The 14,079-nt window shown below is 68.9% G+C and carries 5 protein-coding genes, 1 tRNA gene and 2 rRNA genes; 7 read left to right on the top strand and 1 reads right to left on the bottom strand.

Annotation, left to right across the window (positions count from 1 at the left end; all coding sequences use genetic code 11):
- From ACGFU6_RS08585 to ACGFU6_RS08600, 4 genes are all read left to right on the top strand, one after another.
- Positions 1 to 73 (top strand): 23S ribosomal RNA (locus ACGFU6_RS08585); the annotation flags it as partial.
- Between the two features lie 79 nt (positions 74 to 152).
- A 5S ribosomal RNA gene (rrf, locus tag ACGFU6_RS08590) occupies positions 153 to 269 on the top strand.
- 205 nt (positions 270 to 474) lie between these two features.
- Positions 475 to 547 (top strand) — tRNA-Thr (locus ACGFU6_RS08595).
- Between the two features lie 103 nt (positions 548 to 650).
- The gene (locus ACGFU6_RS08600) at positions 651 to 1,532 is read left to right on the top strand and encodes an alpha/beta fold hydrolase (RefSeq protein WP_393609085.1); all 882 of its coding nucleotides are present in this window, start codon (positions 651 to 653) and stop codon (positions 1,530 to 1,532) included.
- 44 nt (positions 1,533 to 1,576) lie between these two features.
- Here the strand turns inward: ACGFU6_RS08600 and ACGFU6_RS08605 are convergent, their stop codons facing one another.
- Positions 1,577 to 4,234, bottom strand: a complete 2,658-nt coding sequence (locus tag ACGFU6_RS08605; RefSeq protein ID WP_393609087.1) for a SpoIIE family protein phosphatase — start codon at positions 4,232 to 4,234, stop codon at positions 1,577 to 1,579.
- Between the two features lie 400 nt (positions 4,235 to 4,634).
- Here ACGFU6_RS08605 and ACGFU6_RS08610 point away from each other — a divergent pair, with 400 nt between their 5' ends.
- From ACGFU6_RS08610 to ACGFU6_RS08620, 3 genes are all read left to right on the top strand, one after another.
- Positions 4,635 to 10,109: a HAMP domain-containing protein gene (locus ACGFU6_RS08610; RefSeq protein ID WP_393609089.1), complete on the top strand. Its 5,475-nt coding sequence runs from the start codon at positions 4,635 to 4,637 to the stop codon at positions 10,107 to 10,109.
- Positions 10,110 to 10,354: 245 nt separating this feature from the next.
- Entirely contained in the window at positions 10,355 to 11,032 is a 678-nt protein-coding gene (locus tag ACGFU6_RS08615; protein ID WP_123526892.1) for a two-component system response regulator, read from the top strand.
- Positions 11,033 to 11,243: 211 nt separating this feature from the next.
- A complete protein-coding gene (locus tag ACGFU6_RS08620) occupies positions 11,244 to 14,012 on the top strand; it encodes a DNA translocase FtsK (protein WP_393609090.1) in 2,769 nt (922 codons plus the stop codon).
- Positions 14,013 to 14,079: the final 67 nt, after the last annotated feature.

Consider the following 14,079-nt stretch of genomic DNA (forward strand, 5'->3'; position numbering starts at 1 on the left):
GTTGATAGGCCAGATGTGGAAGCCCGGTAACGGGTGGAGCTGACTGGTACTAATAGGCCGAGGGCTTGTCCTCAGTTGCTCGCGTCCACTGTGTTAGTTCTGAAATAACGAACGGCCGTGTTTTGTTCCGGTGTTGGTTAATTTCATAGTGTTTCGGTGGTCATTGCGTTAGGGAAACGCCCGGTTACATTTCGAACCCGGAAGCTAAGCCTTTCAGCGCCGATGGTACTGCAGGGGGGACCCTGTGGGAGAGTAGGACGCCGCCGAACTCCTTTTAATAGTTAAGCCCCGTGCCCTTGTGGCACGGGGCTTTTCTGCGTTCCCGAACGGGCACCCGGTACCTGGTGTGCCTGCCGGCCAAGGCCCGTCCGGGCCCGGACGGGCCTTGGCGAGGGCCGGGTGATGGCATGTCAGGCAGTTTTGCGCACCCTCCGATTCAGGGTATGCTTTAGCTCGTTGCCGCAGGGCAGCAAGGCCCCAATAGCTCAGTCGGTAGAGCGTCTCCATGGTAAGGAGAAGGTCTGCGGTTCGATTCCGCATTGGGGCTCGTACAGACGAAAGGCCCCCACCGTGTGGTGGGGGCCTTTCGCGTATCAGGTAGGCCCAGAATTCTGAGTGCGCGCCGCAGCCGGAGATGACATGCTCCACGCATGTCGCTCATTGACGTGTCTTCCGAGGTCTCCATCGCGTACGAGAGCTTCGGGGACCCCGAAGACCCCCCGGTTCTGCTCGTGATGGGTTTCGGGGCACAGATGCTCGCCTGGCACGAGGACTTCTGCCGGGCGCTCGCAGACCGTGGCCGCTACGTGATCCGGTACGACAACCGCGACTGCGGGCTGTCCACCAAGTTCGACGATTACCCCGTGGACATGGGCGCGTTCATCGCGGCCGTCACCTCGGGCGACATCCCCGCCGCCCTGGCGATGGTTCCCTACCGGCTACGCGACATGGCCGATGACGGTCTCGGTCTGCTCACCGCGCTCGGCATCGAACGCGCGCACGTGGTCGGTGCCTCGATGGGCGGGATGATCGCGCAGACAATGGCAATCGCTTGCCCGGAGCGGGTGCTCTCCCTGACGTCGATGATGTCCTCGACCGGCGAGAGCGAATACGGGACAGCCGGCCCGGAGGCCCAGGCGGTCCTGTTCAGCCCGAAGCCCGCAGACCGTGAGCGATATGTCGCGGCGGCGGAGAAGGAGCTCGTGTGGGCCTCCAAGCGGTACGGCGATGCCGTGGCGCTGCGGGAGCTGGCGGCCGACAGTTACGACCGCTCCTACTACCCCGCGGGAATCGGGCGACAGCTCGGCGCGATGGTCCTCAGCGGTTCACGCGCGGACGCGCTCCGAGAACTGCGCACGCCGACGCTGGTGATCCACGGACTGGACGACACCCTGATCGACCCCGGCGGCGGGAGGCGCACCGCAGAGCTGGTACCGGGCGCCGAACTGCTGATGATCCCCGACATGGGCCACGACCGCCCCCGTGAGCTCTGGCCCCGCCTCATCGACGCCTTGGTGGCGCACACCGGCTGAGCAGGCCGTTACCGGCACCCGTTGCCCCGCGCGCCGTACCGGTCCTACCGGTCCGCAGAACCGCCCGGCAGAGCCCGACCCGCCTGGGGCTCCGGGACGCGCATCGCCAGGATGGCCATGTCGTCCGAGGCCGGGTCCGCGGCGAACCGCTCGACCGCCCGCAGAATACGTGCCGCCACCGCGCCGGCCGTCAGGCCGGTACAGGTGGCCAGTACGTCCGCCAGACCGTCGTCGCCGAGCATCCGGGTGCCCTCACGGCGTTCGGTGACGCCGTCGGTCACGCACAGCAGGACATCGCCCGGATCGAGAGTCACCGTCTGCTCGTACAGCTCCAGGTCCTCGATGACGCCCAGCAGCGGCTGCGGGTCGGCCGCTGCCTCGACCGACCCGTCCTGGCGCAGCCGCAACGGCAGCGGGTGGCCCGCGCAGACCACCTTCAGCAGCGCGCTGCCGTCCTCCTGGGGCCACAGCTCCCCGTACAGCAGGGTCAGGAAGCGGCTGCGGGCTCCCTCGTCGAGGATGGCGGCGTTGAGCCGCTCCAGGACGGCGGGGCCGCCGAAGCCCTCACGTGCGAGCAGGCGCAGGGCGTGGCGGGCCAGGCCCGTCACCGCTGCGGCCTCGGGACCCGTTCCGCAGACGTCACCGATGGCGAACCCGTAGGCGCCGTCCTGGATCGGGAAGACGTCGTAGAAGTCGCCGCCGACCTCGTTGCCCTCGCCGGCTGCCCGGTAGATGACCTCGATCTCGACATTGGGCACGTCCGGCAGGCCCGGCGGCAGCAGGCTGCGCTGCAGGGACTGGCTGATCGCCATGCGCTCCGAGTAGAGGCGGGCGTTGTCGAGTGCCAGGGCCGCCCGGCGGGACAGGTCCTCGGCCAGTTCCAGGATCTCCTGGCGGAAATGGTCGTCGGACGGTTTGCCCAGCGTGAGCATGCCGATGACGCGGTTGCGGGCGACCAGCGGAAGGACCACCGTCTCCCCGCCGACCGCGGCCGCGGTCGCGAGCGTCGTACGGATGCCCGCGCCCAGGCTGCCCGCGTCACCGAGGCCGATGCTGCGCATGGAGGTGCGCAGGGCCGCCTGATGGGCCGCCTCGGAAGGGGCCGACCAGGAACGGGCGCCGGGAGCCGGCACCGGGTCGGGCGGGGCGATCTTGGAGAGCAGGGCCTTGAGGCCGTCGATGAGCTCCTCGTCCTCGTGCAGCACGTACGAGAGGTACGGGTCCGAGGACTGGTCGGCGATCGTGTAGACGGCGCACCAGGTGGCCAGGGTGGGGACCGTCATCTGGGCCATCAGGGCCAGGGTCTGGTCGCGGTCGAGCGTGCCCGCCAGGAGGTCCGATGCCTCGACGAGGAAGGAGAGGGAACCGCGCCGCAGCCGTTCCAGTTCGCCCAGGCGGGCCGACTCGACGGCCAGCGCGATCCGGTCCGCCGCGAACTGGAGGCGCAGGGCCTCCTCGTTCGAGTACCGGCCCGCCGCCTCCGCCGCGACGCCCAGGGAGCCCGTCAGACGGCCCTCGACCTTCAGTGGGACGGTGACCACCGAACGCATACCGGTGTTACCGAGGAGCGGGACGGCGCCCGGGACGGCGTCGAGGTCCTCGTGGACCGCGGGCATGCGGGCCGAGCCGTACCGCCCGGTGCCGGCCTCCACGGGGACGCGGGCGAAGCGCTGGCGGGCTGAGGGCAGGCCGGTCGTGGCCCGTACCTCCAGCTCGGTCTCGTCGTCGGTGGCCAGCAGCAGGAACGCCGCGTCTGCGTCGAGCATGTCGCGGGCCCGCTCCACGGTGCGCTGGAGCAGGCCGTCGAGGTCGTCGGGGGCTGGGGAGCCGATGAAGACCTCGAAGGGGTCCGTCTTGCGGCTCTCCGTGCCGGCGTCGGTGACGGGCGTGCGCACCGGTGACTGGAGCACCGCCCGCTCGTAGTCGCGGACCAGGAGGCAGACCGTCGACGGTTCGCCCTGGGTGTCCCGTACGCGCAGGTGGGAGCCGTAGACCGGGATCGTGCGGCCGTCGGCGCCCCGGATGCCGTAGCTGCCCTCCCAGCGGGAGAGACGGAGCGCGTCGGCGATGCCGGTGTTGGTTCCGGGGGTCTGCGGCCAGGCGGTGAGGTCGGTGAGCTGCTTGCCGACGACCTGGTCCGCCGCGTAACCGAACAGGTACGCGGCGTCGTCGTTCCACGCGGCGATGGCGCCGAGGCTGTCGATCTGGACGACGGCGACCCGAACACGTTCGTCGGTGACCGGGAGCAGGCCGACGGGGAGCAGTGGGCCCGCGGAACGGATGCCCACCGGGCGGTCGGGGAGGTCGAGCTGGAACCAGACGTGCTTGTGCGCGGGGGAGTACTCGACGCCCCAGCGCGAGGCGAGCGCGGCGCACAGCAGCAGACCGCGGCCGCCCTCCCGGTCCGGGCTGCCGAAATCGGGACCGGTCGACTGGAGCGGGATCTCCCGTTCCGGATAGTGGTCCGAGATCTCGACCCGGACGCCGTCCTCCGTACGAAGGCACAACACATCTGCGGCGGTGCCCGCGTGGACCACCGCATTGGTGACCAGCTCGCTGGTGAGGACGACGGCATCGTCGACGACGTCCGTGTATCCCCATCCCTGGAGGGTGTCGCGGACAAAGGCGCGGGCGGTCGCGACGGAGCGCCCGACCGGGTCGAAGGTGGCAGCCGCGCGCGCCGTGATCACAGCACTCCCCATATGGTGTCTCGTCGCTTCCCCGAGTCCTGTGCCCGTTTTTAGTTGCTTCGATTCGCTTGCCAGGCTAGACGCTCCGTTCGCGTACCGGGTACACGAGGGCGGACTTCTGGCAAGGACGGACGGATACGGGCCTGTGACCGGACAAGTGTGGGCTTCCCAACAGAGGTATGTGGGGCAACCATTGGACGTTCCACCCCGACCGGGTCCGGCCTGGTAGGTTTCAACGATTTGACGTCCGCATAGTCACCCGTCAACGGTGGGCTGTGGCGGTGAGCCATTGAGGATCTGGGCAAGCTCCCAGAGAAGCACCGAGCGATACGGTCAACCCTGCGGGAGGGACACGGTGGAGTCTGGCGTGGCGGCGCGGGGAACAGGCACGCGCACTAAAGGCGGACAGTCCGTGAAGAAGCAGCGCAATGGAACCATCGAAGTCGACGCGGCAGCGCTCAACAGACTGCTGGCCGGTCTGGTGGCCATGCGTGACGGGAATTTCCGCAGGCGCCTGACAGTCTCCGGCGACGGTGTGATGGCGGAGGTCGCCGCCGTCTTCAACGAGGTCGCCGACCGCAACGTCCATCTCACGGGTGAGCTCGCCCGGGTACGACGGGTGGTCGGGCGCGAGGGCAAGCTCACCGAGCGGCTGGAGACCGGCGCCTGCGAAGGGGCCTGGGCCGCCGCGATCGACGCTTCCAACGAGCTGGTCGACGATCTCGCGCGACCGGTGTCGGAGGTCGGGCGGGTGCTGTCGGCGGTGGCCGACGGTGACCTGGAGCAGCGGATGGAGCTCCGCTCGCACACCACCGACGAGACGGTACGGCCGCTGCGCGGCGAGTTCCTGAAGGTCGCCCGTACGGTCAACAACCTCGTCGACCAGCTGGCGGCGTTCACCGAGCAGGTGACGCGGGTCGCGGTCGAGGTGGGGACCGAGGGCAAGCTGGGCGGGCAGGCCCAGGTGCGCGGCATGTCCGGGTCCTGGAAGGACCTCACGGACTCCGTGAACACCATGGCGTACCGGCTGACCGCGCAGGTGCGGGACATCGCCCTGGTGACGACGGCGGTCGCCAAGGGCGACCTGTCGCGGAAGGTCACCGTCCATGTGGCCGGCGAGATGCTTCAGCTGAAGAACACCGTGAACACCATGGTCGACCAGCTGTCGTCGTTCTCCTCCGAGGTGACCCGCGTCGCCCGCGAGGTGGGCACCGAGGGCGAGCTGGGCGGGCAGGCGACCGTGCCGGGCGTGGCCGGTGTGTGGAAGGACCTGACCGACTCCGTCAACACGATGGCGGGCAACCTCACCTCCCAGGTGCGCGGCATCGCCGAGGTGACGACGGCGGTCGCCAACGGCGACCTGTCGCAGAAGGTCCGGGTGAGCGCGCGCGGCGAGGTCGCCCAGCTCGCCGAGACCATCAACCAGATGACCGAGACGCTGCGCACCTTCGCCGACGAGGTCACGCGAGTGGCGAGCGAGGTCGGCGGCGGGGGTGTGCTCGGCGGCCAGGCGCAGGTACCGGGTGCCGCCGGGACGTGGAAGGACCTCACCGACTCGGTGAACACCGTCTTCCGCAACCTGACGACCCAGGTGCGGGACATCGCGCAGGTGACCACGGCGGTGGCCAGCGGTGACATGACGCAGAAGGTCACGGTCGACGTGGCCGGCGAGATGCTCGAACTCAAGAACACCGTCAACACGATGGTCGACCAGCTCCAGTCATTCGGTTCCGAAGTGACCCGGGTGGCCCGGGAGGTCGGCGTCGAGGGCCGGCTGGGCGGCCAGGCGGAGGTGCCCGGTGCGGCCGGTACCTGGAAGGACCTCACGGACTCCGTGAACACGGCGTTCCGGAACCTGACGGGCCAGGTGCGGGACATCGCGCAGGTGACGACGGCGGTCGCCAACGGCGACCTGTCGCAGAAGGTCACCGTCGATGTCGCGGGCGAGATGCTCGAACTGAAGAACACCGTGAACACGATGGTGGCGCAGCTGTCGTCGTTCGCGGATCAGGTGACGCGGATGGCGCGGGACGTGGGCACGGAGGGCCGCCTCGGCGGCCAGGCGCGCGTCGACGGCGTCTCCGGTACGTGGAAGGAGCTCACCGACTCCGTCAACTTCATGGCGGGGAACCTGACCTCCCAGGTGCGCCAGATCGCCCAGGTGACCACCGCGGTCGCGCGGGGCGACCTGTCGCAGAAGATCGACGTGGACGCGCGCGGCGAGATCCTGGAGCTGAAGAACACCATCAACACGATGGTCGACCAGCTCTCCGCCTTCGCCGAGCAGGTGACCCGGGTGGCCCGCGAGGTGGGCACGGACGGGCGGCTCGGCGGCCAGGCGCAGGTGCCCGGCGTGGCCGGGGTGTGGCGGGACCTGACCGACTCGGTGAACGGCATGGCGGGGAACCTCACCGCTCAGGTCCGTAACATCGCGCAGGTCGCCACGGCGGTGGCGCGCGGTGACCTGTCGCAGAAGATCGACGTGGACGCGCGCGGCGAGATCCTGGAGCTGAAGAACACCCTCAACACGATGGTCGACCAGCTCTCGAACTTCGCGGAGCAGGTGACCAGGGTCGCCCGCGAGGTGGGCACGGAGGGCATTCTCGGCGGTCAGGCCGAGGTGCAGGGCGTGTCCGGTACGTGGAAGGACCTCACGCAGTCCGTCAACGGCATGGCCAACAACCTGACCCTCCAGGTCCGCAACATCGCCGAGGTCACCACCGCGGTCGCCAAGGGCGATCTCTCCAAGAAGATCACCGTCGACGCCAAGGGCGAGATCCTCGAACTGGTCACGACCGTCAACACGATGGTCGACCAGCTGATGAACTTCGGTGACGAGGTGACGCGGGTCGCCCGGGAGGTGGGTACCGAGGGCATCCTCGGCGGCCAGGCCCGGGTGCGCGGGGCCACGGGCATCTGGAAGGACCTCAGCGAGAACGTCAACCTGATGGCCAACAACCTGACCAGCCAGGTGCGGAACATCTCCCGGGTCTCCTCCGCCGTCGCCAACGGCGATCTGACGAAGAAGGTCACCGTCGAGGCTCGCGGTGAGGTGGCCGAACTGGCGGACACCGTCAACACGATGGTGACGACCCTGTCCTCGTTCGCGGACGAGGTGACGCGAGTCGCCCGCGAGGTGGGTACCGAGGGCGAACTGGGCGGCCAGGCACGCGTCCCCGGGGTCGCCGGTACCTGGAAGGATCTCACCGAGTCCGTGAACTCGATGGCGTCCAACCTGACCGGTCAGGTGCGCCAGATCGCCACCGTCACCACGGCCATCGCGAAGGGCGATCTCACCAAGAAGATCGACATCGATGCCCGCGGTGAGATCCAGGAGCTGAAGAACACCATCAACACGATGGTCGACCAGCTGTCCTCGTTCGCCGAGCAGGTCACCCGGGTGGCCCGCGAAGTGGGTACCGAGGGGCAGCTGGGCGGCCAGGCACGGGTCCGGGGCGTCGACGGCACCTGGCGCGACCTCACCGAGTCCGTGAACGAGATGGCAGGCAACCTGACCCGTCAGGTGCGCGCCATCGCGGCCGTCGCCACCGCGGTGACCCGCGGCGACCTCAACCTGAAGATCGACGTGGACGCCGCCGGCGAGATCCAGGCCCTTCAGGGCAACATCAACACGATGATCGCCAACCTGCGCGACACCACGGCGACCAACAAGGAGCAGGACTGGCTCAAGGGCAACCTCGCCCGGATCTCCGGCCTGATGCAGGGGCGGCGCGATCTCGACGACGTGGCCTCACTGATCATGAGCGAGCTGACCCCGGTCGTTTCCGCGCAGCACGGCGCGTTCTTCCTGGCCATGGCCACCGGCGACACCGACGCGCTGGGTGCCGAGGGCGACAAGGAGGGCGCGTACGTGCTCCGGATGCGGGGCAGCTACGGCTACTCCGCCGGCTCCATGCCGACGTCCTTCCGGCCCGGTGAGACGCTCATCGGCACGGCCGCGGAGGAGAAGCGGACGATCCAGGTGGACAACGTCCCGCCGGGCTACCTGAAGATCTCCTCCGGCCTCGGTGAGGCGCCGCCCGCGCATGTGATCGTGCTGCCGGTGCTCTTCGAGGGGAAGGTGCTCGGAGTGATCGAACTGGCCTCGTTCCAGCCGTTCACCCATATCCAGCGGGACTTCCTCAACCAGCTCGCCGAGATGATCGCCACGAGCGTCAACACCATCAGCGTCAACACGACGACCGAGAAGCTGCTGGAGCAGTCCCAGGAACTGACCGAGCAATTGCGCGACCGTTCCCAGGAGTTGGAGAACCGGCAGAAAGCCCTCCAGGCGTCCAACGCGGAACTGGAGGAGAAGGCCGAGCTGCTCGCCCAGCAGAACCGCGACATCGAGGTCAAGAACACCGAGATCGAGGAGGCGCGACAGGTCCTGGAGGAGCGCGCCGAGCAGCTCGCGGTCTCGATGCGCTACAAGTCGGAGTTCCTCGCCAACATGTCGCACGAGCTGCGTACGCCGCTCAACTCGCTGCTCATTCTGGCCAAATTGCTGGCGGACAACGCCGAGGGCAACCTGTCACCGAAGCAGGTGGAATTCGCCGAGACGATCCACGGCGCGGGGTCCGATCTGCTGCAGCTGATCAACGACATCCTCGATCTGTCGAAGGTCGAGGCGGGCAAGATGGACGTCAGCCCCACCCGGATCGCGCTGGTTCAGCTGGTCGATTACGTGGAGGCGACATTCCGGCCGCTCACCGCGGAAAAGGGCCTCGATTTCTCCGTCCGGGTGTCGCCGGAACTGCCGGCGACGCTGCACACCGACGAACAGCGGCTGCTCCAGGTGCTGCGCAACCTCCTGTCCAACGCGGTGAAGTTCACCGACAGCGGTGCTGTCGAGCTGGTGATCCGGCACGCGGGGGCGGAGGTGCCGAACGCCATCCGCGAACAGCTGCTGGAGGCCGGTTCACTGCGTGACGCCGACGCCGACCTGATCGCGTTCTCGGTGACCGACACCGGAATCGGGATCGCATCCAGCAAGATGCTGGTGATCTTCGAGGCATTCAAGCAGGCGGACGGCACGACCAGCCGCAAGTACGGCGGTACGGGCCTCGGCCTCTCCATCAGCCGGGAGATCGCCCGCCTGCTGGGCGGCGAGATCCACGCGGCGAGCGAGCCCGGCCGGGGCTCGACGTTCACGCTGTACCTGCCGCTGCACCCGAGCGAACTCCCGCCGCAGGGCTACCCGCAGATCGGCCCCGGGCCCATCGAGATGCACGGTGCCCCGGTCGGGGGCGGGCGGCTGCCCGAGGCCGGTCAGGGGCTCGGAGAGAGCTTCCAGGACTTCGGACGGGAGATGGACCGCCAGGGGGGCGGCCACGATCAGAGCGGCGCGGCAGGGCTGTTCAGGCGCCGCCGCAAGGCTCTGGACGGCTCCGGGCAGCAGCCCGCGCTGCCGGCGGCCCCCGCGGCCTCCCAGGCCGCCCAGAGCGCCCCGCAGGAGCCTTGGACGCCTGCGGTCCAGGAGGAGCCCGAGGTCCGCAGGACCTACCGGTTCAGCGGCGAGAAGGTGCTGATCGTCGACGACGACATCCGGAACGTCTTCGCGCTCACCAGCGTGCTGGAGCAGCACGGGCTGGCGGTTCTGTACGCGGAGAACGGGCGCGAGGGGATCGAAGTCCTCGAACAGCACGACGATGTGACGGTCGTGCTGATGGACATCATGATGCCGGAGATGGACGGCTACGCGACGACATCCGCCATCCGCAGGATGCCGCAGTTCGCGGGGCTGCCGATCGTCGCGCTGACGGCCAAGGCGATGAAGGGCGACCGGGAGAAGGCGATCGAGTCCGGAGCCTCCGACTACGTCACCAAGCCGGTCGACCCTGATCATCTTCTTTCCGTCATGGAGGGATGGATGCGCGGAGAGTGATCGCCGATTGAGCGAATCAATGATGATTTGTTGATCGAGTCTGTCCGAAGTGGTGTGGGAGCGCGGTTTCCGGGGAACCTTTTGGTCTCTCGCCGCGTTTCTGGTATGTGCACAGTGACATCGCGGTGACAGGGTGTGGTGACGGGCGGGGTGCGGCTACCATGACCGGCACAAGGACGGACGGCGTAAGGGAGTCGTCCCTTGGGGCGGCGCCCGGTGCAATTCCGGGGCGAGGAGGACGGGCCATGGTGCCGAAGGCCAAGATCCTCCTGGTCGATGACCGGCCGGAGAATCTGCTGGCGCTGGAGGCCATCCTCTCTGCGCTCGATCAGACACTGGTGCGGGCATCGTCAGGGGAGGAAGCGCTCAAAGCGCTGCTCACGGACGACTTTGCGGTCATTCTGCTGGATGTGCAGATGCCGGGCATGGACGGTTTCGAAACCGCCGCGCACATCAAGCGGCGGGAACGGACCCGGGACATCCCGATCATCTTCCTCACCGCGATCAATCACGGTCCGCATCACACCTTCCGGGGTTATGCGGCCGGCGCGGTGGACTACATCTCGAAGCCGTTCGACCCGTGGGTGCTGCGTGCGAAGGTCTCGGTCTTCGTCGAGCTGTACATGAAGAACTGCCAGCTCCGGGAGCAGGCGGCGCTGCTGCGGCTCCAGCTCGAAGGCGGCGTGCCCGCCGGTGCGAACCACGAGAAGGAGCCCGCCGGCCTGCTGGCCGAACTCTCCGCACGGCTCGCGGCCGTCGAGGAGCAGGCCGAGGCGCTGTCCAAGCAGCTCGACGACGAGTCGGCGGACGCCGGAGCGGTGGCCACCGCCGCCCATCTCGAACGGAAGCTGACCGGGCTGCGCCGGGCGCTGGACGCCCTGGAGCCCGGCACCAACGGCGGACCGGCCCCACTTCCCTCGTAACGCGTCGGGTCCCCGCCCGTACCGCCCTTTCCCGTCCGGTGTCTTCACGCCCCGACGGTGGCAACTGGCCTCCGGGGTGGGCCGGTCGGTGGTCCGGGTGCGGTGCGGGACGGATGAGGGCGCGTCAGTTCGGGTCCTCCGCAGGGCGACACGGTCGGGTGAACGGGCACGCGCACGTGTTCACGGCCGCGGACACCGGTAACCTCGGCCCATGGCCTCACGTACGTCCGGCAAGGGTTCCCAGGGCACGGCGGGCACCGCGAAGCGCGTCGGCGGTGGCCCGGGTCCGGCGAAGAAAGCCGCGCCCGCGAAGAAGGCAGCTGCCAGGAAGGGCGCGCCCCCGAAGAAGGCGGTGGCCAAGAAGGCGGCCGCTCCCAGACCGGCGCCCTCGCCCACCGGCGGTGTGTACCGCCTGGTGCGCGCTGTGTGGCTCGGTGCGGCACACGCCATCGGCGCGATGTTCCGCGGCATAGGGCGCGGCGCCAAGGGGCTCGACCCCGCGCACCGCAAGGACGGTGTCGCACTGCTGCTGCTCGGCCTCGCGCTGATCGTCGCCGCCGGCACCTGGTCGAATCTGCGCGGTCCCGTCGGCGACCTCGTCGAGATGCTCGTCACCGGGGCCTTCGGCCGGCTCGACCTGCTCGTACCGATACTGCTGGGCGCCATCGCCGTACGGCTGATCCTCTATCCCGAGAAGCCCGAGGCCAACGGCCGGATCGTCATCGGACTGTCCGCGCTGGTCATCGGGATCCTCGGTCAGGTCCACATCGCCTGCGGATCACCCGGGCGCGAGGACGGCACCGAGGCCATGCAGGACGCGGGAGGGCTGATCGGCTGGGCCGCGTCCAAACCGCTGATCTTCACCATGGGCGAGGTGCTCGCCGTCCCGCTGCTCCTGCTGCTCACGGTCTTCGGGCTGCTCGTTGTCACGGCGACCCCGGTGAACGCCATTCCGCAGCGGCTGCGGCAGCTCGGTGTCTGGCTGGGCATCGTCGACCCCGTGTACGACCCCGACGCGCAGGACGAGAGCGACGACGAGCGGTACGACGAGCAGTGGCGCGAGGCGCTGCCGGCCGGCTCCCGGCGCTCCCCCCGGCGTTCCGCTGCGCCCGAGCCGTCCGAGGTGTACGACACCGATCAGGTCGAGGCCGAAGCCCTCGCCAAGCGCCGCAGCCGGCCGCGCCGGCCCTCCGCGCAGCCCGCGATGAACCGCACCATGGACGCGGTGGACGTCGCCGCCGCCGCTGCCGCCGCGCTGGACGGCGCCGTGCTCAACGGCATGCCGCCCTCGCCCGTCGTCGCGGACCTCACCCAGGGCGTCTCCGTGGACCGTGAGCGCACCGGCACCCCGGTGCCGGGGGCCAGGGAGGCCGAGCCCGCCCGGAGGCCCGGGGAGAAGGCGTCCTCGCCCTCCGGTGGCGTACCCGACCTGACCAAGCCGGCGCCCGAGCGGTCGGAGTCGCAGCCGCTGCCGTCCCGCGCCGAGCAGCTCCAGCTCTCCGGCGACATCACGTACTCACTGCCCTCGCTCGACCTGCTGGAGCGCGGCGGCCCCGGCAAGACCCGCAGCGCCGCCAACGACGCGATCGTCGCGTCGCTGACCACCGTCTTCACCGAGTTCAAGGTCGACGCGGCCGTCACCGGTTTCACCCGCGGGCCCACGGTGACGCGGTACGAGGTGGAGCTCGGCCCGGCCGTGAAGGTCGAGCGGATCACGGCGCTCGCCAAGAACATCGCGTACGCCGTCGCCAGCCCGGACGTCCGGATCATCTCCCCGATCCCGGGGAAGTCCGCGGTCGGCATCGAGATCCCCAACAGCGACCGCGAGATGGTCAACCTCGGTGATGTGCTGCGCCTCGCGGACGCCGCCGAGGACGACCACCCCATGCTGGTCGCACTCGGCAAGAACGTCGAGGGCGGCTACGAGATGGCCAACCTGGCGAAGATGCCGCACGTCCTGGTGGCCGGTGCGACCGGCTCCGGAAAGTCCTCCTGCATCAACTGCCTGATCACCTCCGTGATGATAAGGGCGACCCCGGAGGACGTCCGGATGGTGCTGGTCGACCCCAAGCGCGTCGAGCTGACCGCGTACGAGGGCATCCCGCACCTGATCACGCCGATCATCACCAACCCCAAGAAGGCCGCCGAGGCCCTCCAGTGGGTCGTGCGCGAGATGGACCTGCGCTACGACGACCTCGCCGCGTTCGGGTACCGGCACATCGACGACTTCAACCACGCCGTGCGCACCGGAAAGCTCAAGACTCCGGAGGGCAGCGAACGGGAGCTGTCGCCGTATCCGTACCTGCTGGTGATCGTCGACGAGCTGGCCGACCTGATGATGGTGGCTCCGCGTGACGTCGAGGACTCGATCGTCCGCATCACCCAGCTGGCCCGGGCCGCCGGTATCCATCTGGTCCTCGCCACCCAGCGGCCGTCGGTGGATGTCGTCACCGGTCTGATCAAGGCGAACGTGCCCTCCCGGCTCGCCTTCGCGACCTCCTCGCTCGCGGACAGCCGGGTCATCCTCGACCAGCCCGGAGCCGAGAAGCTCATCGGAAAGGGCGACGGGCTGTTCCTCCCGATGGGGGCGAACAAGCCGACCCGTATGCAGGGCGCCTTCGTCACCGAGGACGAGGTCTCCGCGGTGGTCCAGCACTGCAAGGACCAGATGGCCCCGGTGTTCCGCGAGGACGTGGTCGTCGGCACCAAGCAGAAGAAGGAGATCGACGAGGACATCGGCGACGACCTGGATCTGCTCTGCCAGGCCGTCGAGCTGGTCGTCTCGACCCAGTTCGGATCCACCTCGATGCTCCAGCGCAAGCTGCGGGTGGGGTTCGCCAAGGCAGGCCGGCTGATGGACCTCATGGAGTCCCGGAACATCGTCGGACCCAGCGAGGGATCCAAGGCGCGCGACGTCATGGTGAAGCCGGACGAGCTCGACGGGGTGTTGGCGCTGGTTCGCGGGGAAACCGGTTCGTGAGGGTTTTGCGGGCAACCGTTTCGCCGGGTCGTACGTCAAGTTGAAGGGAGGGACAGCAGGATGTCCT

It is taken from the genome of Streptomyces sp. NPDC048462, from assembly GCF_043200175.1.
Classification (GTDB): Bacteria; Actinomycetota; Actinomycetes; order Streptomycetales; family Streptomycetaceae; genus Streptomyces.

Bases quoted from the DNA above. Each gene is read 5' to 3' on its own strand.
- ACGFU6_RS08600 (WP_393609085.1), top strand. From the start codon at position 651: ATGTCGCTCATTGACGTGTCTTCCGAGGTCTCCATCGCGTACGAGAGC.
- ACGFU6_RS08605 (WP_393609087.1), bottom strand. From the start codon at position 4,234: ATGGGGAGTGCTGTGATCACGGCGCGCGCGGCTGCCACCTTCGACCCG.
- ACGFU6_RS08615 (WP_123526892.1), top strand. From the start codon at position 10,355: ATGGTGCCGAAGGCCAAGATCCTCCTGGTCGATGACCGGCCGGAGAAT.
- ACGFU6_RS08620 (WP_393609090.1), top strand. From the start codon at position 11,244: ATGGCCTCACGTACGTCCGGCAAGGGTTCCCAGGGCACGGCGGGCACC.